At 63.9% G+C, this 19,941-nt stretch carries 5 protein-coding genes and 1 pseudogene; 2 read left to right on the top strand and 4 right to left on the bottom strand.

Features of this window, described 5'->3' with window-relative positions; translation table 11 throughout:
- Positions 1–112: 112 nt before the first annotated feature.
- On the bottom strand, positions 113–502 hold the full coding sequence (locus LOY69_RS15150; RefSeq protein ID WP_265073129.1) for a DUF2946 domain-containing protein: 390 nt from the start codon (positions 500–502) through the stop codon (positions 113–115).
- A gap of 149 nt (positions 503–651) precedes the next feature.
- On the opposite strand from LOY69_RS15150, the gene LOY69_RS15145 reads away from it, so the two are divergent.
- A complete protein-coding gene (locus LOY69_RS15145; protein WP_265073128.1) occupies positions 652–2,106 on the top strand; it encodes a TrkH family potassium uptake protein in 1,455 nt (484 codons plus the stop codon).
- A gap of 295 nt (positions 2,107–2,401) precedes the next feature.
- Here LOY69_RS15145 and LOY69_RS15140 read toward each other — a convergent pair whose 3' ends face one another.
- Both LOY69_RS15140 and fabD read right to left on the bottom strand, forming a co-directional pair.
- Complete coding sequence (locus LOY69_RS15140) at positions 2,402–9,349, bottom strand: GNAT family N-acetyltransferase (protein ID WP_265073127.1); 6,948 nt, start codon at positions 9,347–9,349, stop codon at positions 2,402–2,404.
- 38 nt (positions 9,350–9,387) lie between these two features.
- Positions 9,388–11,421 carry an ACP S-malonyltransferase gene (fabD, locus tag LOY69_RS15135; RefSeq protein WP_265073126.1) on the bottom strand — a complete coding sequence of 678 codons (2,034 nt, stop codon included), beginning with the start codon at positions 11,419–11,421 and terminating at the stop codon, positions 9,388–9,390.
- 160 nt (positions 11,422–11,581) lie between these two features.
- Between fabD and LOY69_RS15130 the strand changes: the two genes are divergently transcribed.
- On the top strand, positions 11,582–12,448 hold the full coding sequence (locus LOY69_RS15130) for a class I SAM-dependent methyltransferase (RefSeq protein ID WP_110651709.1): 867 nt from the start codon (positions 11,582–11,584) through the stop codon (positions 12,446–12,448).
- A 37-nt stretch (positions 12,449–12,485) separates the two neighbouring features.
- Here the strand turns inward: LOY69_RS15130 and LOY69_RS15120 are convergent.
- Positions 12,486–19,901, bottom strand: a pseudogene (locus LOY69_RS15120) (beta-ketoacyl synthase N-terminal-like domain-containing protein).
- Between the last annotated feature and the right edge of the window lie 40 nt (positions 19,902–19,941).

Genomic DNA, 19,941 nt, shown 5'->3' with positions numbered 1-19,941 from the left:
ACGCTGTTGCCAACCTTGAATGATTCGAGGCATCTCGTGCTCCTTTCCATCTCAGCCATAACCATGCACACGTCCTCGGCCCATAGACCGGGGGACGTGCGAATAACAAAGGTCATGCGCAAGCGTGGGGAGAAGCCCTGGGGTTGGCCGATGGCCAGGAATAGCGTGGGGGCGCCTTGCAGCGCGGTTCAAGCGCACGGCGCCTGAGCTGGCCGATACGCAGCAGCCAGCTCAGGCAAAACAGCTGGACCAGACTGAGCGCGGCTCCCGAACAGACCGGGCAGGAAAAACTGCCGGCCCAGGTACTGGCGCTCTGGTCGCTGAAGTCTGATGTCTGCACCGGAGCCTTGCTGCCCAGGGAGGAGCAGAACTGCCCGCCCACGCCGTTGAGGGCAAAGCCCATCATCTGGCCGTGCCCCAAACCGCAGGCGAACACATTGAACAGGACACAAAAATACAGGGTCCAGGCAATGAGCGAACGGTCGGGGCGGGACAATTTCATGGCGGCGACTTTAACATCGAACAACACAACGGATGAAGCGGGACTTCAATGGCGTAAGCGCACTCCCGGCAATAATTTACTGAAACTTTATAGCGCTCCAGGCACAGATATCCGATGCTGCGCGGTTATCACTCAGCAGGCTGGTTTTTATGTCCATCGCGGCAATGCGGCTTATCGGTTTCATCTTGGGTATTTTTCTGATCACCCTGGCCATCAGCATGGCTATTCCGATGATCACGTTACTGATCCATGACCGCAACGAGGAGCTGTCCGCGTTCCTCTGGTCCAGCATGATTACCTTTGTCACGGGCCTGTTGCTGGTTGTGCAACGCAGCGCCAAAAGCACTCAACTGCGGCCCCGCGACATGTACCTGCTGACCACGGGCAGTTGGCTGGTTGTGTGTATCTTTGCCGCATTGCCCATGGTGTTCATTCACCAAATCAGCTACACCGATGCCTTCTTCGAAACGATGTCTGGTATCACGACCACAGGCTCGACCGTCCTTACCGGGCTGGACTCGGCCTCGCCTGGTCTGCTGATCTGGCGCTCCATGCTGCACTGGCTGGGCGGTATCGGTTTCATCGGCATGGCAGTGGCGGTGCTGCCATTGCTACGGGTCGGGGGCATGCGCTTGTTCCAGACCGAATCCTCGGACTGGTCGGAAAAGGTTGCGCCTCGCTCCCACGTCGCAGCCAAGTCGATCCTGCTGGTCTATCTGGGGCTCACCGGCTTGGCAACCCTGGCGCTGTGGATTGCCGGGATGACGCCTTTCGAAGCGGTCAATCACGCCATGTCACTGATTTCAACTGGAGGTTTTTCGACTTCCGATGCTTCGCTCGGACATTGGACTCAACCGGCCATACACTGGATCGCGGTGGTCATCATGATCCTCGGCAGCCTGCCCTTCACGCTCTATGTGGCGACGTTGCGAGGCAATCGGCGTGCACTGTTGAAGGATCATCAGGTCCGTGGCTTCCTGGGTTTCCTCATCGTCATCTCCCTGGCGGTGGGAACCTGGCTGTCCTGGAACAGCGATTACGGATGGTGGGATGCACTGCGGATTGTGGCGATCAATGTGACGTCAGTGGTCACCACCACCGGCATTGCCGTGGGTGACTACACCACGTGGGGTAGTTTTGCAGTGTTGCTGTTCTTTTACCTGACCTTTGTCGGCGGCTGCTCGGGCTCCACGGCCGGCGGTTTGAAGATTTTCCGTTTCCAGGTCGCTGCAAGTCTGCTGATCAGCAGTCTGAAGCAGTTGATTCACCCACGGGCGGTGATTCAGAAAAAGTACAACGGCCATCCCATCGACGAGGATATTGTGCGCTCGCTGCTGACGTTCTCGTTCTTCTTCACCATCACCATCGCACTACTGGCCCTGGGGCTTGGCCTGATCGGCCTGGACTGGATGACGGCATTGAGCGGCGCTGCAACCGCAGTGTGCAACGTCGGCCCGGGGGTGGGCAGCATCATTGGGCCTGCCGGCAACTTCTCATCGCTGCCTGATGCGGCGAAATGGCTGCTGACCATCGGCATGCTTCTGGGGCGCCTGGAGATCCTGACGGTGCTGGTACTGATTACCCCGGTTTTCTGGCGCTATTGAATGCTGCGGTTTCTGGCGTCCTGGCGAAGTTCAATGACAGTCCCCAGCCGCCGCGGCAACGAGCCAGCGAAAAATACACCTCAGCGAAATTCGACAGTTCATCAACAACAGCGTCGTTTGTGGCAGCTTGGCGCCGATTGAGTTCGGCACTTGCGCAAATCGGTCAAACGCTCTCAGTAGAACAAATAACCTTTTTTCTGCGAGTCCAAGACTCAATCCTTATCGCCTTGTTGTGTTGAATCAGCTACCCAGCGAGTTGGGTAGCTTTTTCAACTTTACTGATGACAACTGGTGGTTAGAGCTGCCCCCACTCCCCCTCTTCCACCGCCAACCGCTCCAACAATCGACAATACTCCCCAAACATCGCCTCCCCCTGCGCCGCAGCCAGGCGATCAGTCGCCAGATCCCAATGGATCAACAAGGCCCCTGGCGTCTCGATGCTCAGATTGTCCAGCGCCACGCCGTGGGTGCGGCTTGCACTGTCAACCAGGGTCACGCCTTCGGGCAGCTCCAGTGGTCCTTGTGGGTTGAGTCGGGTAAACACCACTGGGAAATCCAGGGTGCGTGGGTGCTGCTTGTCTGTTGCGACCTTGCGCAGTGCCTGCAAGCCGCTGATGGCGCTGTGTTGTTGATCCTCGGTGAAGATCCGATCGCAACGGCGGGCTTGTTCGATGAACGTCAGGGCTTGGCTGTTGAAGTCGACCCAGCTCAAGGTGGTGAAGTCGCCGACCAGTGCGTCGATCTGTGGGTGGACGGGGGGGCGCTTCCAGCCCGGGGCCACCAGGGTGAAGGCTGGCAGTGCGCAGTGTTTTGCCAGGCAAAAGGCATAGACGCTGATCAGTAAGGCATCGGCGCTGATGCCCGCATGTTCGATGCGTTTGCGCAGAAGTGGCCAGCAGTCGAGGCGGTGCTCGTACTTCAGGTACAGGCCGTTGACGTCGCGGTTGGCGTTGAGTTGCGGTCCCTGAGGCAGGCGGCGGAATTTTTCCTGCCAGTAAAGCGCGGCGTCTTGCGCCGCTGGGCTGCGTTTGTGCTGTCCGAGTGCTGCGATGTAATCCGCGAAGTGGATGGTCAGCGGGGGCAGTGTTGCGCCCTGGTAGAGCTTGAGCAGTTGCCGGATCAACAGGTCTCGGCTGGGCAGGTCGACAAGCAGCAGGTCCACGGCCAGATGCACCAGGCTCTGACCTGCGTCGGCGCTGCTGACCTTGAGCACGGCATAGGGCCAGTCACCCAGTGCAGTCACCCGGCCGAGCAGCTCTTCGGCGACTTGGGCGGGGCTGACACCCTGCCCCAGCGTTTCCAGTTGTCCTCCTGGCGGGCTTTGCATGATCTGTTGGGTGCCGTTGGCCAGAACCCGCGTGCGCAGCAGCGGATGGTGGGCCTGCAATTGCTGCCAGGCCTGGGCCAGTCGAGCAACATCCAGGGCTGGGATGCTCAAGGCCAGGTAGAGCTGTGCCCCGCCCTGTCCTGGGTGCAGCGAGCGGCTGAAGGCGTATGCCTGCTGTTGATCCGTCAGTGCAAAGGGCTGGGTTGGCTCCGCGCTGGAGGCCAGCTGAAAAGGCGCCACAGGGAGCAGATCGGTGGATTTCAATGCCTGCCAGTGATCGTCAGCGTCCGCCAACCGGCACAGCAGCTGGCAATAGTCGGTAAACAACTGCTCGATCAGGCCGTCGGGATAGCAGTCGATGGCCACGTCCCAGCTCAGGCTCAGTGCGCCGCCACGCTCGCGCAGTTGGTGATCAAGGTTGATCTGTGGGGTTTGGGTCACACAGTAGTGCTGGGCATCGCCGAAGCTCGGGGCAGCGTCGAGCACCGGGTTGTTGAGCATCGAGGTGAAGACCACCTCGCCGCCTTTGAAAGGTTGCGATGGCTCGCCACGCCGGCGGATTTCCCGCAGCGCCGCGACGCCGCCGACGCTGGCATGGTCAAGGTCCTCCAGCAACTGGCGCTGCACCCCTTGAACCCATTCCCCCAGGCTTTGTTCCCGGGCTGCGGCAAAGGCAAAGAATTGGGTCGAGATCAGGGGGCCAACCAGACGCTCAATGTCCGGGTGCAGGGGCAGCCGGCCATAGCTGGTGGTGATCAAGGAGAACGCCTGGCCGGCATGGGCCCGTTGCAGGATCAGGCCAAACAGGCTGAGCAGCAGTGCCGTGCCTGAAACCTGCAGGGCCGCCCCCCGCTCTTTCAGGCGCTGCCAGCGGCTCGGCTCCAGGGTCGAGGTCAGCCGTTGGCGCTGGCGGCCGGCCGGGCGCGGTGCCTTGGGCAAGTACAGGCCCGGCGGCGCCGCCGCCAGTTTGTCGAGCCAGTACTGCAGGTCGCGCCGGTAGCGCGGTGAGTCTTTGCAAGACTCCAGCGCCCGCTGATAGTCACGCAACGACACCCCCTGATCCGCCAGCGTGGCATCAGGCTCCCGATACCACATCAACCACTGCTGCAGCAGCACCTCCAGGGACGTGGCATCGACAATCCACTCGTCAATGCTCAAGTGCACCCGGCTGTGTTGTCGATCCAGCAGCGACACGGCGACTTCAAAGAGCCTGTCGTCGCCGGCCAGATACACCTTGTGCGACATCGATCCGCGCAGCGCCGCCAGGGAACGTTCACGGTCCTGGGGATCGCAGCGGCGCAGGTCACGGATGTTGAAGCCATAAGGCTTGGCTTCGCCGACCTGTTGCCGGCCGTCATCCAGCACCCGGAGCCGCAGCGCGTCGTGCTGCAGCAACAGTCGATTCCACGCCTGATTGAGCCGGTAGACATCCAGTTCCGGCCAGTCGAATTCCAGGTAGATATGGCAACCGACCCGTTCAGCCTCAGCCAGCAGTGTGCGTCCCGAGAGGAACGATTGCTGGATGTCGTTGAGTGCAAAGGGTTGATGGGCAGCGTCGGGGGCCGGCTGCAATACCGGTCCGGCTTGAGCCTCCGCATGAGGTTCGCGGGCCGCCAGAGTGGCTTCGACCTCGGCGAGACTCAAGTACGGGCTCAGTTGTGCCAGGCAGAGCGACACGTGCAGTTGCTGTTCCAGCCTGGCCTTGAGGCCCACCGCGCCCAGGGAGTTGAGGCCCAGGCTGGCCAGGCTCCGTGACTCGCAACCTGCCAGGCTCTGCGGATCACAACCCAGCACTTGGGCAAGGACCTGGCGCAAGCTGTTCGCTGGCGGCGCGGTGCCGGGGTCAGCCGGCTGATGGGGGGCAATCCGTCGCGGCGCCAACCAATGGCGCTGTCGGGCAAAGGGGTAGCCCGGAAGGCCAATGCGCCGGGGCTGCCCCTGGCGCGCCAGACTGTGCCAATCCAGCGTCCACCCCTGTCGCCAGTATTCGGCCAATGCCGGCCAGTCTGGTTGCGCCAGTGCCTGGGCCAGCGCGCCGTCAACAGCGCTCGCCGGCTCGTCAACCTGCACCAGGTTGTTGCGCAAACCTTGGGCCAGCTCAGAGAGCTGCTGTTGCAGAGCAGCGACGCTGTCCACCAGGCAGGTCCAGCGGCAAGCCATTGCTGTGCGCCCCACTTGCAAGGTGTAGGCGATGTCGGCCAGACACACCGGTGCCAGCTGGCCGATAGCCTGACTCAAGCGCCCTGCCTGCTCCCGCAGCCGTTGTGCATCTTGTGCCGACAACAGGATCAGTTGCAGCCCGGTCGCCGCAGGCGTCTGTCGGGGCTGGGCGATAAACTCTTCCACCACCAGATGGGCGCTGACGCCGCCAAAGCCATAGCTGTTGATGCTGGCCCGGCGTGGCAATGCCTGCCCCTGCCCATCCTTGAGGGCCGGCCATGGCCGGTTCTCGGGAGCAAGGGACAGTTGCTGCGGGTCGAGCCTGATGGCCGGGCCCAGTTGCTGCAACCCCGGGATTCCCGGCAGATAGCGCTGTTGCACGGCATCGATCACCTTGAACAAGGCCGCCATGCCAGAGGCCAGCTCGCAATGCCCGATCAGCGGTTTCAAGGTACTGATGTTCCAGGGCGTGCCGGCTTGCCTGCCAGCACTTAGTTGACGGCGTGCAGCCTGGATCGCGTCGACCTCGATGGCATCGCCCATCGCCGAGCCGGTGCCATGGGCCTCCACATAGCTGACGCTGTCGGGCGTCACCCCGGCGCTGCGGTAAGCGGCAACCATTGCCGCTTGCAGGCCGTCGTGATCGGGGGCGGTCAGCGAAAGTCCGCGCCCACCATGGCCGACTCCGCTGCCCTTGATCTTCAGATGAATCCGGTCACCGTCACGCAGGGCATCGGCCAGTGGCTTGAGCAACAACACGCCCACGCCTTCGGACCGCACATAACCATCGGCCCCGGCCTGGAATGAGCGGGTTTGCGCCTGTTCGCTGAGAAATCCCATCTGCCGGTAGCCGGCCGTTTCATCAGGCGACAGCAGCAGGTTGACCGCGCCCACCAGCGCCTGTCGGCACTCGCCGGCCCGGATCGCCTGCATGGCCCGATGCAGCGCCACCAGCACCGACGAGCAGGCCGTGTTGCAGTATTCGCTGGGCCCGCGCAGGTCGAGAAACCAGGAAATCCGGTTGGCATACATGCACGGCGAAGACGACGTCAGCAGAAACGGGCTGGTGCGGGGCAGCTCGACGACCTCGCGGTACTCGCTCGGCGCTGCTGCGACAAATACCCCCGTGGGGTGGCGGGCAAAGTCAGGCGCCGCGATGGCGGCATCCTCCAGCGCCAGCCAGGCATGCTGCAACAGCAAGCGCTGCTGCGGGTCCATCAGCGCCGCTTCTGCCGCCGAGACGGCGAAAAAACCATGATCGAAACACTCGATCCCATCGATGTAGCCCGCCACCGGTCCGGCCATGGCGCGCTCGCCGGGCACCGGGCGGATCTGCCCGAGGCTATTGCGAATCGCCCCCCAGAACCCCTGCAACTCTCCACCGGGGAATACCCCGCTGATGCCGATCACCGCAAAGTCAGGGTCCAGGCCGGCGGGCGTTGGCGGCGCGGTTTCGTCTGGGGCTGCCTGAGTGTCGATGGGCGACGGCCCCTGGGGTGCGCGGCGTTCTTGCAGCGCGGCGATGATTGTTTCCACGTTGTTGTGGCGAAAGAAGAAGCTGGGCTCCAGGGGCAGTCCCAAGGTCATGCCCAACTGTTCACTGAGTCCTAGCAGGTCGGCTGAGTCCAGCCCCAGTTCCATCAGGCTGTGGCGCGGCGACACCCGGCTGTCCCGGGCGTGCCCCAGGCAATGATTGATGCTCTGGCGCACGGCGTCGTCGATGGCGATGGTTGGCTGAGCGGCCATGGCGGTGAGCGCTGCAGCCTTCTGGGGCTGACGGCGAGCCAGGTCGTAGCGCACCAGAACCCCATGCCCGCCATTGTCGGCATCGGCGGGACGATACCCGGCCACCAGGCGCTCGATACCGGCGCCGTGCAACTCGTGGAAACGCAGCACCGGGTCCAGCAGCTCGCCGCGCGCGTCACGGCTGTGGATGTAGTCCGCCAGGGCCAGATGGCGGTACTTGGGATAGTCCTTGCAGCGAGTCACGCCGACCACGGTGTCGACGCCATGGCGCAGGGTGCAATATTGCAGCATGAACTCCAGCAACTGATCGCCGTAGCCGCTGTACTGATGCGCCGGCAGAATGTTCAGGCTCTGGATCTGGACGGTGCTGCCATTGCCGTGAAACAGCTGGTCGACGCTGGCGAAATCCACCCTGAACAAGCCGTCGCTATGGGCGATGCGCTGGGAATAGATCACCCCCACCAACTCGCCCCTGAACTCCAACGCCAGTTGCCCGGTGGGGTCCTGGCTCAAGCGGCGCCGGAGGATGGCTTCATCGACCCGGCCGCCTTCGGGCCAGCAGGCGTGTTCGAGGGTCAGCAGCGCGGGCATGTCCGCGAGCGTCACGTGGCGCACCTGATAATCACGCGCCCTGTAGCAACCACTGCTGGCCACGCAGTCGACGCCCTCCTGGAGCTGCGTGTGCAGCATTCCCGGATCGGCAAACAACCCGGCCCCTGCCAGGGCCATCAGGTACTGCGCCGCCTCAACCGGGTAGTAACAGGCAAAGTGATCCGCCACAGGCCCGTCCGGGCGCCAGTGACGTTCGCTGAGCACCAGCGGTTGATCGCCGATCAACGCGGCCAGTGCTTTGGCCGAATGCTGCAGGTTGCCCAGCACCGTGGCGCCCGGCACCGCCGAGCCGTCGAAACCCAGGTAGAAGCGCTGCGCAGGCAATGGCAGCTGTGGCGTCGAGAGCGCTTCCAGCGGTTGCAGATTCTGCTGGCCGATAGCCAGCCACATCACCCGATCAGTGGCCGCGACACCCGCGTCGCGCAGACGCTGGCGCAGGGACTGCGGGTCGCCCGCCAGCCCGTCCTCCAGCACCAGCCAGCGCAGCGGCTGGCTGTCCAGCACCTGGCCCCGCGCGCTGTGTTGTCGCAACCATTGCCACAGCTCACTCAAGCAAACCCCGGGATGGCGGCCGAAGCCGATTATCCAGTCCGGCTGCGAGGACAAAGGCTGCGCATTGAAGATCTCGCCCAGCAGCCGCTCAAGCGCCGGCCGATCCCCCGGCCAGAGCTGCAGCTCCCCTGCCCCCTTGAGCCATTGCAACACCTCCGCCCATGGCTGGCCCTGACTGAACAACAAGTCTTCGAGGATGGCCGGCAGGCTGGCGTAGTAAGCCAGGAAAGGCTCGCTCAGCCGTTCTGCCAGGCAGGCTCGATGCTGCGGGTTCAGCACCAGGTGCCGCTCCTGGCGGCGAATCCACTGTTGGCGGCGCAGAAAGTCACTCAACAGGCGAATACCATCGGGGTCGACCGGCTCATGGTCGATGCGCCGCAGATCAACCCGTCCGCTGTCGAGGTCAAGCGCCCCGTGCAGTTGCAAGCGGCGTAACAGCACCAGCGACAGCAACTGGTTCAGCCCATGAACAAACCCGGGACAGTGCAGATTCCAGTCCAGCGCCGACAGCGCCAGCCAACGCCGCAGGCACGGCAGGTCATCCCCATGTGGCAATCGCTGCGGCGCCAACCAGGAAAACAGTTCGATCACCTGCGCGGGCAGCGCGCCGATAGCCGAGGCCCGGCCATTGAAGAAATACTGCTCGGCACTGGGCTGGCTCAACCAGCCAACCGCTTTCAGGCCATCAAAGGTCACCCGCAGCGGCCCGGGATTGACCGCAGCCGCGGCGACAAAAGGCGCAAAGTCGAACGGCTGGTTGATGGCCTGGCGCGAGATCAACTGCCGGCTTTCCAGGCTCAGCACACTGGCGATGACAAACAACTGATCGGTGAAACTGGCGTTCATAGTCCTTTCCATGACAAGGCGTCCATTGGCGAGTGCGGTCACGAAAAGGCGGCGGTGTTTTGCACGCTCTTGACCAGCTTGGTCAACACCTCGCCCGGCCCGAGCTCCTCGCATTCGAAGGTCCCTTGGCGCATCAGGTACTGCACGGTGTCGAGCCAGCGCACCGAGCCGCAGATTTGCCGGGTCAGGTTGGCCACCAGGTCCTGGTCCCGATACGGCGCGGCGTTGATGTTGGCGATCACCGGAGTGTGCAGCGGCGAATAGTCGAACGTCGCGAGGTAGTCGCCAAAGGCGCCCATGGCGCTGTGCATGTAGCGGGAGTGGAACGGCGCGCTGACCGGCAGCACCACAAAGGTAATATCCAGCGCCTGGAAGATTTCCCGCGCATGGCTGAGTGCCTCGACGGGCCCGGCCAGTACCACCTGGGACGCCGAGTTGTAGTTGGCGACGTCCAGAGCCCCGAGGCCGTGCTGCACCAGCAGCGAATTGACCTCCTCAGGGCTGCGGCCAATCACCGCCGCCATGCCGCCGCCGCTGGCAAGTGCCATCAGTTCGCCGCGTTTTTTCACCAGCTTCAATCCGGTTTCGAAAGAGAAAGCCCCCGCGGCAAACAGCGCGCAGTATTCCCCCAGGCTGTGACCGGCGAGAAAGTCGGCTTTGCGCGGGTCGGCCTGCTGTTTGGCCAGGAACGCCAGTGCACTGACGGTGTAGAGCGCCGGTTGCGTGAAGCGGGTGTTGGACAATTGTTGCTCGGGGTCTTCCAGGCACAGGGTTTTCAGCGAATAGCCCAGAATGCGGTCCGCTTGCGCCACCTGTTCGGGGAACTGCTCGAACAGCTCGGCGCCCATGCCCAGCCGCTGGGAGCCCTGCCCAGGAAACACATAGACCCGCTTCGGCCCGGACGCCAATGGCGCCGAGGGACGCTGTACCAGGCGGTTCGGCTGTTGCACCTCAAAGACCGCATGCGCGGCTGCCTGTAGCGGCGCCGCAACCGGACTCGGCTCGGGGGCCACCACTGGCGGCATTGGCACGGCTATCGCCTCGGCCTCGGCCTCGGCCGGCAGCGGCTGCAAGGCCCGGCCCAGGGTCAGCACCTCGTCGAATTTTTCCAGGTCGCGCCCGAACGGGCTCAGCACCGCGTGGATCGTCGGCAAGGCGCGGTCACGAATATTCTGCTTGATCAGGTTGGCCAGTGTGCCGCTGGGGCCGAGGTCAAGGTAGATCATCGATTGGCCACGCTCGGCGGCCTCAGCCTCGATCCGTTGCAGTGTCTGGGAAAAGCGGATCGGCTGGCGGATGCTCTGCCAGTAGTGGTCGCGATCCAACACCTGCAAGGTCTGGGTGTTCAGGCAGGAAATCACCGGGATCTGTGCCGGCTGCAGACGAATCTGGCTGAACAGCGCCTCGACTGGCGGCTTGAGCACATCGATATGACGCGAATGAAAGGCCTGATTCACCGGCAGACGCTGGAACACGATGTCCTGCGCATTGAGCTGGCGCTCGGCTTCGGCGACGCGGCTGGACGGGCCGGCCACGACGATCAGCGACGGCGCATTGTAAGCCGCGATGTCACAGTGTTCGTGCAGCACCGGCATCTGTTGGTACAGCGCCTGCGGGGCCAGGATCGCCAGCATCGCGCCCTCTCCGCTCGGCGCCTGGTGTTGATGAAACAGTTGCCCCTGGCGCACCACCAGGCGAATCGCCTCAGGCAGCGTCATCACCCCGGCCAGCGCCGCGGCGGCCAGTTCGCCAAGGCTGGCGCCCAGCAGGTAATCGGGGGTGATCCCGTGTTCGATCAGGGTCTTGCCCAGGGCGTACTCGATCATGAAGATCGCCGGGTGACTCAGGCGAATGTCATTGAACACCTGCGAGCGCGGGTTGTTGTCGTGGTAAATCCCGGCGATCACCGACTGGCCCAGTTCGGCGCGAATCAGCGTATCGAGCTCGTTCATCCAGCGTTGGAACACTGCATTGTTCTGATAGAGCTCGCGGCCCATCTGATAGAACTGGCAACCCTGGCCAGGAAACATGAACACCACGCAAGACGTCTGTCCCTGAAAAAGATACGGCATAAATTTCGTCCTGAAATGGATGGCTGAGGTGACGGCTCGCAGTATAGGAGCCGATCTGAAACGGCCTGCGACATCAACAAAAAAATCTTCCGGGGCCTGGCCTTGCGCCCGCTATGCTCCTCGAGCGACCCCATTTGGGTTTTCTTACACGGAGGTAGACATGACGACACCAGCACCCGAAACCGTATCGCCGATCAGTCAGTGGTACGACATGATGACCCGGATGTTCCCCGACCAACGCCTGACCTTTCTCAACTACGGCTACCTGGCCCAAGACAGCGACTTCGACTGGATCAACGACGCAGACCTTGAGCAAAAATGTTCGGTAAACCTGATTCGCACCCTGTTGGGCGATAGCGACCTGCGCGGCAAGAAAGTCCTTGAAATCGGTTCGGGCCGGGGCGGCAATTGCTCCTACCTTGCCCGCTACACCGGCGCGGCGTCGGTAACCGGCCTGGACTTCTGCCCGGCCCATATCGAGCTGTGCAACCGGGTGCACGCGTTGCCCGGGCTGAGCTTCGTCGGCGGCGACGCGATGGCCCTGCCGTTTGCCGATAACGAATTCGACGTCGTGATCAACATCGAGTCGTCCCATTGCTACCCCGACCTCAACACCTTTGGTGCAGAGGTGCAGCGGGTGTTGAAGCAGGACGGGCGCTTTTTTTATGCCGACACCATGAAAGGCGACAACACCAGCGCCCTGTCCGAGCCTGACAGCATAGGCGTCGACTTCTTCAGCAACGTGCTGGCCCAACACCAGGCCATGATTGAGCACGCCCGTTTCAAGGTGGAAGAACACCGTGACATTTCCGACGGCGTGATCAGGGCCTTCGAAAGCCAGGACGGCCACCTCAAGCACCTGCTCAGAAGCCTGGTAGAGGAGAAAAAGCAGCAGCGTGAGGCGCTGCCGCCCGAGGTCTGGCACGCGTTCGATACCCTGTTCCACTTCTTCGACGACAGCGGCATCAAGGCTTATAAAAACGGCCATCTGGCGTACAAGTTCTGGCGTTTGCAAAAGGCCGCCTGAACCGTTGCGCCAGCCCGTGGAGAAGCCGTCCGGGAGACTAGCCAACGGCATTCTCCACACTCCTTTGGCCATACAGGGTCGCGCAAAATTGCGCGATCACCCTGAACACCTCCGGCTGGGTCAGTAACGTCATGTGGTTGGCCGAGGCCACCTCGATCATCTCGAAGTTCGGCAATTGCCGCTGCCACTCCTGCCAGTAGTAGGCATGGTTGAAGGCGGCAAACTCCTGACTGTCGGTGGAGAAAAACGGCTCCAGGTCCCCCATCCACAAACCGCTGGCGTTGCGAAAGTAATAGCAGGCCACCTCTGCCGCCCTGGGCAGGGGCTGAATCCGATAATGCTCGACCTGATACGCCTGCTGGATCTGCGTCACTTGCGCCATCAACTGCTGCAAGCGCTGGTCACTGGTCTTCAGGCCGCGCTGTCGGGCCAGGTCGGTCAACTGCTGCAGATAGTCCGCTGGCGACAGTGCCAGATCGATCTCGTCGCGGTGGATCAACACCTCGGCGAAGCGCTCCGGCGTCTGCCCGAGGGTCATCTGCAAGGACATGTTGACGGTCTGCAACAGGCGGGTCTTGTCGGCCAGGCGTGCGCTACGTTCACCGGTCACGTCCGGTGAGTCGAGCATCACCAGGCTGATGACGGTCTCCCCCAGTTCCTGCAACTGTCGGGTCACTTCATAGGCCAGCATGCCGCCCAGGGAATAGCCGCCCAGGTCATAGGGCCCCTGTGGCTGCACCGACTGGATGACCTGGACGTAGTAGGCCGCCATGGCCTGAATCCCCTGCAACGGTGCCCGATCGGTCATCCAGCCTCTGGCCTGCAGCCCGAAAAATGGCCGCTGAATATGCTGGGCCAGGCCCTGATAGATCTCACTGCCCCCCAGGGCGCCATGGAACCAGAACACCGGCCGCCCCTGTTGCACCGGGTTGAGCCGTTGCAACTCCGGGAAGCGCGTCGTCGAGCCGCTGAGCAAACCGAGGATATGCGCGGGCAGTACCGACTCCGCCACGCTGGCCGGCGTGGCGTCCCGGCTCAGCCGTTGCAGGACATCCCCCAGGGTCTGGCACTGCTGGATGTCAGCCAGGGCCAACCCGGGATCAATCTGCGCCTGCACCTGCATGGCCCACTGCAACATCACGATGGAATCAGCGCCGTAAGCGCTCAGGGGTTTGCTCGGCGACAAGTCCTGGGGCTGCATTCCCAGCAAGTCGGCCAGCAGCTGCCGCCCCTGCTCGGCAGCCGTCGGCGGTTTTTGGCCAACCACATGGTGCGTACTGGCGGCCGCCGTGAGCGGCTCGTGCAGCGCCTTGACCGCCGAGGGCTGCTCCAGCCAGTAACGCTGCTTGTCGAAGGCATAGGTGGGCAGCGGGATCAGCGCCGCGCCGGTGTTGTGCCCCAGTGCGTGCCAGGGGATCTCGCCGCCCTGGGTCCAGAGCAGCGCCAATTGCTGCAGGTCAGCGGCGGCAATCAGGCCTGCACTGAGGGCCGCGGCACCTGGGCCGGACAGCAGGCTGGCCAGGGCCGCCGGCACCTCGTCGACATTGCCCAGGGCCAACGGCAAATCCGCGCTGTCCAGGCTGGCCAGGGCCTGGCCCTGCTGCAGACGCTGCAGGATCTCGGCCAACAGCCCGCGCAATTGCGCCGTGCTGCTCACCCGCAACGCCAGCCGCAGCGGCATCGCTTCACGACCGTTCTGCAGGGTATGGGCCAGGTCCTGGAGTCGAACCTGCGGATGCCGATCCAGGTGCCGCGCCAACCGCTCCAGCCCCTGCTGCAAGGCAGCGCTGCTGTGGGCCGACAGCGGCACGATCTGCATCAGGTCCGGCTCTGACGCTGCCAGGTCCGGAATCGGTGCGCTCGGGTACTCCTCGATGATCAGGTGGGCGTTGGAGCCCCCGGCACCAAAGGCACTGAGGCATGCCCGACGCGGCACCGGCTGCTCCACGCCGTCGATTTCCAGCACCGGCTGCGGCCACTCGGCCAGTGTGCGTTGCAGCACGAACGGCGAGTGAGCAAAGTCCAGCTTCGGATTCAGCTCACCCAGTAGCAGCGACGGCGCTAACTGCCGGTGTTGCAACTGCAGCACCAGCTTGCTCAGCGCCGACATGCCCGAAGCTGCCTCGGCATGCCCGATGTTGGATTTCACCGAGCCGATGGCGCAGGACTGAGGGGCGACTCCCGCTGCGCTGAACACACGGCTCAAGGCACTCAGCTCGATGGCATCGCCCATCGCCGAACCATTGGCCGCCGACTCGACGTAGCTCAGGGTGCGCGGGTCGATCCCGGCGCGCTTGAAGTTGCCGTCGATCAGCGCCGCCTGCAGTTTTGCACTCGGCACCGAGAAGCCATGGGTGTGGCCGCCATGGTTGACCGCGGTGGACTTGATCACCGCCAGAATCGGATCGCCGTCGCGTTCGGCGTCGGCCAGGGTCTTGAGCAATACCGCGCCGACGCCTTCAGCCGGCAGATAACCATCGCCATCGGCAAAGCTGCGGCTGCCGGCATGGCTGCCCAACACCTGACCGACGCTCAGGCCGATGTACTTTTTCGGGTGCAGGGTCAGGTTGACGCCGCCGGCAATCGCCAGCCGACAGTCGCCATTGCGCAGCGCCTCACCCGCGGCATGAATCGCCGAAATCGACGACGAGCACATGGTGTCGATCGCCAGGCTCGGCCCCTGAAAATCGAAGAAATACGACACCCGGTTGGCAATGGCACTGTAGGACGTCACTGACACCAGCGATTCCCGGACCAGATCCGACTCGAACGCCTGGTATTGCTGGTACATCACCCCGACAAACACACCCACTTGCTGCTGATAGCGTTGCTGGATCTGTTGCCGGGTGAGCCCGGCACTTTCCAGCAGGTTCCAGCAGGTTTCCAAAAACAGCCGGTCATTGGGGTTGATGATGTGGGCCTCCCGGGGCGAGAGGTTGAAAAACAACGGATCGAAGTCCTCGACCCCGTCAAGAAAGCCCCCCATTTGCAGTAGGTCTTGTCGAAGCGGTCACGGGCCGGGTCAAAGTACGCCTGGTGATCCCAGCGTGCGCTCGGCACTTCGCTGATCAGGTCTTCCCCACCCGCCAGCTTGTGCCAGAACGTTTCCAGGTCTGCGGCGCCGGGGTAGCGACCACTGATGCCGATGATCGCCAGATCGCGACTGTTACCGGCCACGGCGGGCGTCTCGTATTGTTGCCGGTTACGCGCACGCTGGCGGGCCGGGGCCTCGGCAATCAGGCTGGTTTCTTCGCGGGGTGCGCCGGCCTTGGCCCCCTCGGGCCTCAGCCACTGGTCCAGCCTCTGGGCATGCTGGCCGATGAAGTAGGCGCTCAGCTCGCGCACCGTCTGGTACTCGTACAACAAGGTGTTGGGCAGCGAGCCAAACAGGCGCTCCAGCTGCCGGGTCAGCTCGGTGAGCATGATCGAGTCGGCCCCGTAGCGCTCGAACGACGCATCGCTGTCGATCTTCTCCAGCGGCCGCTTGAGGGTGGTCGACAGCAGTTGCTTGAAGTAGCGGATCGCCAGCGCCTGCAGATCGCTCTCCGCGCTCGCTGCCAAAGGTGTCGATGGCGCCAGGGCTGTCGCTGCAGGCATCTCCTGCGGCGCGGGTGGCTCCTCGAACCTGTCCGGCTGCCACTGCCCGGCGATAAACCGCTTGATCTTCGCAATGTTGCCTTCGAGCACCATCCAGCGTTCGGCGCCGCTGGCCTGGGCCAGCGCCTGCTGCAGAAACTCCAGGCCGCCGCTGTCACTCAAGGGCTCAATCCCGGTCAGCTCGATCATCTGCTGCTCGCGTTGCCCATCGATCTGCAGACCACCGTTGCGCCACAGCGGCCAGTTGATCGCCAGCGTGCGGCCCTGACGGCGGCCGGCCCGCACCTGGGCCCCACGCCAGCCGGCCCACTCGTCCAGGTACGCATTGGCCAGGGCGTAGTCGCCCTGGCCCGGATTGCCGATCACCGCGCTCACCGACGAATACAACACAAAGCAGTCCAGGGGCAGGTGGGCGCTGGCCCGATCCAGGTTCAGCACCCCCGCCACCTTGGGCGCCAGGACGGCCGCCAGATCGCTCGCGCTCTTGTGCTGCAGCAGGCTGTCGCGGGTGATTCCGGCGCAGTGGAAAATCCCGTTGAGGGTGCCCCATTCTTGCTCGCACTGGGCAATCAAGGCCTCGACCGCGCCGCGGTCGGCGATGTCCAGCGCGTGCAGTTGCACTTGGGCCCCCAAGGCCCTGATCGCGGCGACCCGCTGACTGGCCTCGGGTGAGAGTTGCCCGGCCGAACGGCTGGCCAGGATCAACCTGACGCCCTGCCCTTGCCGGGCCAGCTGTTCGGCCAGCAACAAGCCCAGGCCGCCGCTGCCACCGCTCAGCAGGTAAACCCCGCCTTCGCGCCACGGTAGCGCGGTGTCCTGGGCCAGCTGGGTTTCCTGCCAGGACGCCACCTGACGCTGACCGTCGCGGTACCGAACCCGCTCGTCGTCCTGCAAGGCATTGTCCACCAGCCACTGCGGCTGCAGGCTGCCCTGCAGCTCGATGCACTGCGCGGCGTCGATCAGGCCTTCGTTTTTTGCCGTCTTCAACAGGGCCAGCAACGAGGCGAAGACCGGGCCGGCGTGCTCGAGGTCGGCCAGCACCAGTTGCACCAGGCTGTTTGCCGGGCTCTTCTGCACCAGCTCGATCACAAACCCGGCCAAGGCCGGCAGCGCAATGGCCGGGTCCTGTGTCACCACCGGTAAAGGCACAATGTGGATCTGCCGGCGGTTCCCCACCAGGGCCTGACAGCGCTGGGTCAACAGGTCCAGGTCCTGGGATTGAGCGCCGGCCAGCACAATCAGTTGCCGGGCAAGGCTGCGCTGGGGTGGGTCGATCAGGGCTTTGTCGCGCCAGACCGGGGTCATCGCCAGCATGGACGGGGGCGCCGCCGCTAGTTTTCGCGACGAGAAACCTTGCAGGCGCAGCGCGATGCGGCCCTGTTCGTCGCAGATGTCCAGGTCCAGCTTGTTGATGCGTCCCGGCTGATGATCGGCGCTGTAGCGCACCCAGGCCTGGCAGGGCTGCTTGAGCAGATCCAGCTCGCCCAACACCACCCGGTCCAGGGCAAAGGGCACCAAAGGCTGGTGCTCCCGCTGCGCCTGGAGTGGCTCCAGCAACGCCAGCCCCAGTGCCGCCTGCAAGGCAGAATCAAGCAGGCCCGGCGGCAGTTCGCAGCCCGGGGCTTGCTCGCCACGCAGCAAGCTGGCCAGCACCTGGCCGTTGCCCGCCTGCAGGGTGTTGATCCGGCGAAAGGACTCGCCATAGGCCAGTCCCATCTCACCGAAAACCTGATAGCACTGCTCTGGGGTCAGTCGCTGCTGGTTGGTCACGCCAGCGATGGTGCCCAGGTCCAGCGGCACCAGGCGTTCGGCGCTGCCAACCAGGGCGACGCCGGTGCAATAGCTCGGGCCATCGGCCGCGCTGCCACGAATCTCGAAGCGGATCTGGCCCTCGCCCTGCTCCACCAGCTCGATGTCGATGTCCAGGTCGCCGCCATCGTGGACCATGGGTTGGCGCCAGGCGACATGCTTCAGGGCCACCACAGCGTCGGCATCGACCATTGAGCGCTCCACGGCCGCCCTGGCCATTTCCAGGTAAGCCACGCCGGGCAGGACCTTGCGGCCGTTGACCCGGTGCCCGCTGAAAAACCATTCATTGCCGTCAAACCGGCTGCTGAAACGCTGTCCTGCCAGGTCCGAAGTGTTGCGCTGCACCAGGGGATGCAACGAGGCGGCGCCCGTGAGTGAGGCGGCAGGAGCTTCGCTGATCCAGTAGCGCTCGCGGCTAAAGGGATAGGTCGGCAGCGAGATTCGCCGTGGCCGTGGTTGTTCATAGAGCTGCCGCCAGTCCAGGGTCGCGCCCTGCTGCCACAGGCTGAGCAAGGTGCCCAGATCCCGCTGTTGCAGGGCCCGATGCAATGCCTCCGGCGCGATCTTGCCGGCAGGCGGGCCACCCTCCCCGGCGCCGCTGTCGCGCAGCTGGCTCAAGAGGCTGTCGCGGCTGTGCGCGACGAACCCGCACCGGTACTCCATCGCCTCTCGGCCCAGTTGCAGGCTGACGGCAAGCTCCGCCAACTGCAGTTGCGGCTGGCGCTGCACAAAGTCGATCAACTGTTCGATCCGCGACTGCAGCGCTTCAGGGGTCTTGGCCGACAGCACAAAGACCGACGCCGCCCCCTGCGGCTCGTTCCCCGGGATCACCGGCTCAACCGCTTCGAGCACCACATGGGCATTGGCTCCGCCAAACCCGAAGGAGCTGACCCCGGCCCGGCGTGGCAGCGCTTGCCCCTGGCGGTCGGACACTTGCGGCCATTCCCGCCCGGTCTGCAACACCGCGAACGGACTGCCGGCCAGGTCGATGTAGGGATTGAGCTGTTCGCTGTGCAGGCTCTTGGGCAGATAGCCCTGCTTGAGGACCAGCAAGGTCTTGATCACTCCGGCAATCCCGGCGGCGGATTCAAGGTGGCCGATGTTGGTTTTCACCGAGCCCAGGTAACAGCGCTGTTCAGGGTTGGCCCCCAGCTCGGCAAAGGCCTGTTTGAGCCCGCTGATTTCGATCGGGTCCCCCAGGCGTGTGCCGGTGCCGTGAACCTCGATGTAACCGATGCTGTTGATATCGATGCCGCGGCAGGCCTGTTTGATCAGGTCGGCCTGGGCTCTGGGGTTGGGGGCCGTCAGCGAGTTGGCATGACCGCCGTGGTTTTCCGCCGAACCGATAATCGCCGCGACAATGTTGTCGCCGTCGGCCAGGGCCTGCTGATAGTCCTTGAGGATCAGCACACCGACGCCTTCGCCGCGAACATAGCCGTCGGCATCAGCGGCAAAGGCCTTGCAGCGCCCCGTGGGGCTGAGCATGCCGGCCTTGAGCGCGCCGATGAACACCATGGGTTCGAAGCACAGATTGACCCCGCCGGCGACCGCCACCGTGCAATCGCCATTGAGGATCGACTGCGCCGCCCTGTGTACCGCCACCAGCGAACTGGAGCAGGCGGTATCGATGGGGGCGCTGGGGCCGTGAAAATCGAACACAAAAGAGATGCGGTTGGCAATGATCGAGTGGGCATTGCCCGTGGCGTCGTGGGCCCCGGCCTCGGAACGGGCCAACAGGCCGTTGTAGTCGGCGGACGAGATTCCGATGAATACCCCGGTGTTGCTGCCGCGCAGGTCGTGCGGACAGATGGCGGCGTCCTCGAACGCCGCCCAGGTCTGCTCCAGCACCAGCCGATGCTGCGGGTCCATGGCCTCGGCCTCACGGGCGGAAATCTTGAAGAAGTCGGCGTCGAAAGCGCTGGGGTCGTTGATGAAGCCGCCCGGGCAGGTGAATGTTTCGCGCAGTTGCACACGCTCGGCAATGCCCGGCAGATGCCAGTACGGCAACTCGCTGATGGACGAACGCTCCTCCAGCAGCAACTGCCAGAACTGCTCGGCGGTGTCGGCGCCGGGAAAACGCCCGGAGA

The sequence above is a fragment of the Pseudomonas sp. B21-059 genome (assembly GCF_026016285.1).
Classification (GTDB): domain Bacteria; phylum Pseudomonadota; class Gammaproteobacteria; order Pseudomonadales; family Pseudomonadaceae; genus Aquipseudomonas; species Aquipseudomonas danubii.
The sequence above is the reverse complement of the archived record's forward strand: the minus strand, read 5'-3'. Positions and strand labels throughout refer to the sequence as shown.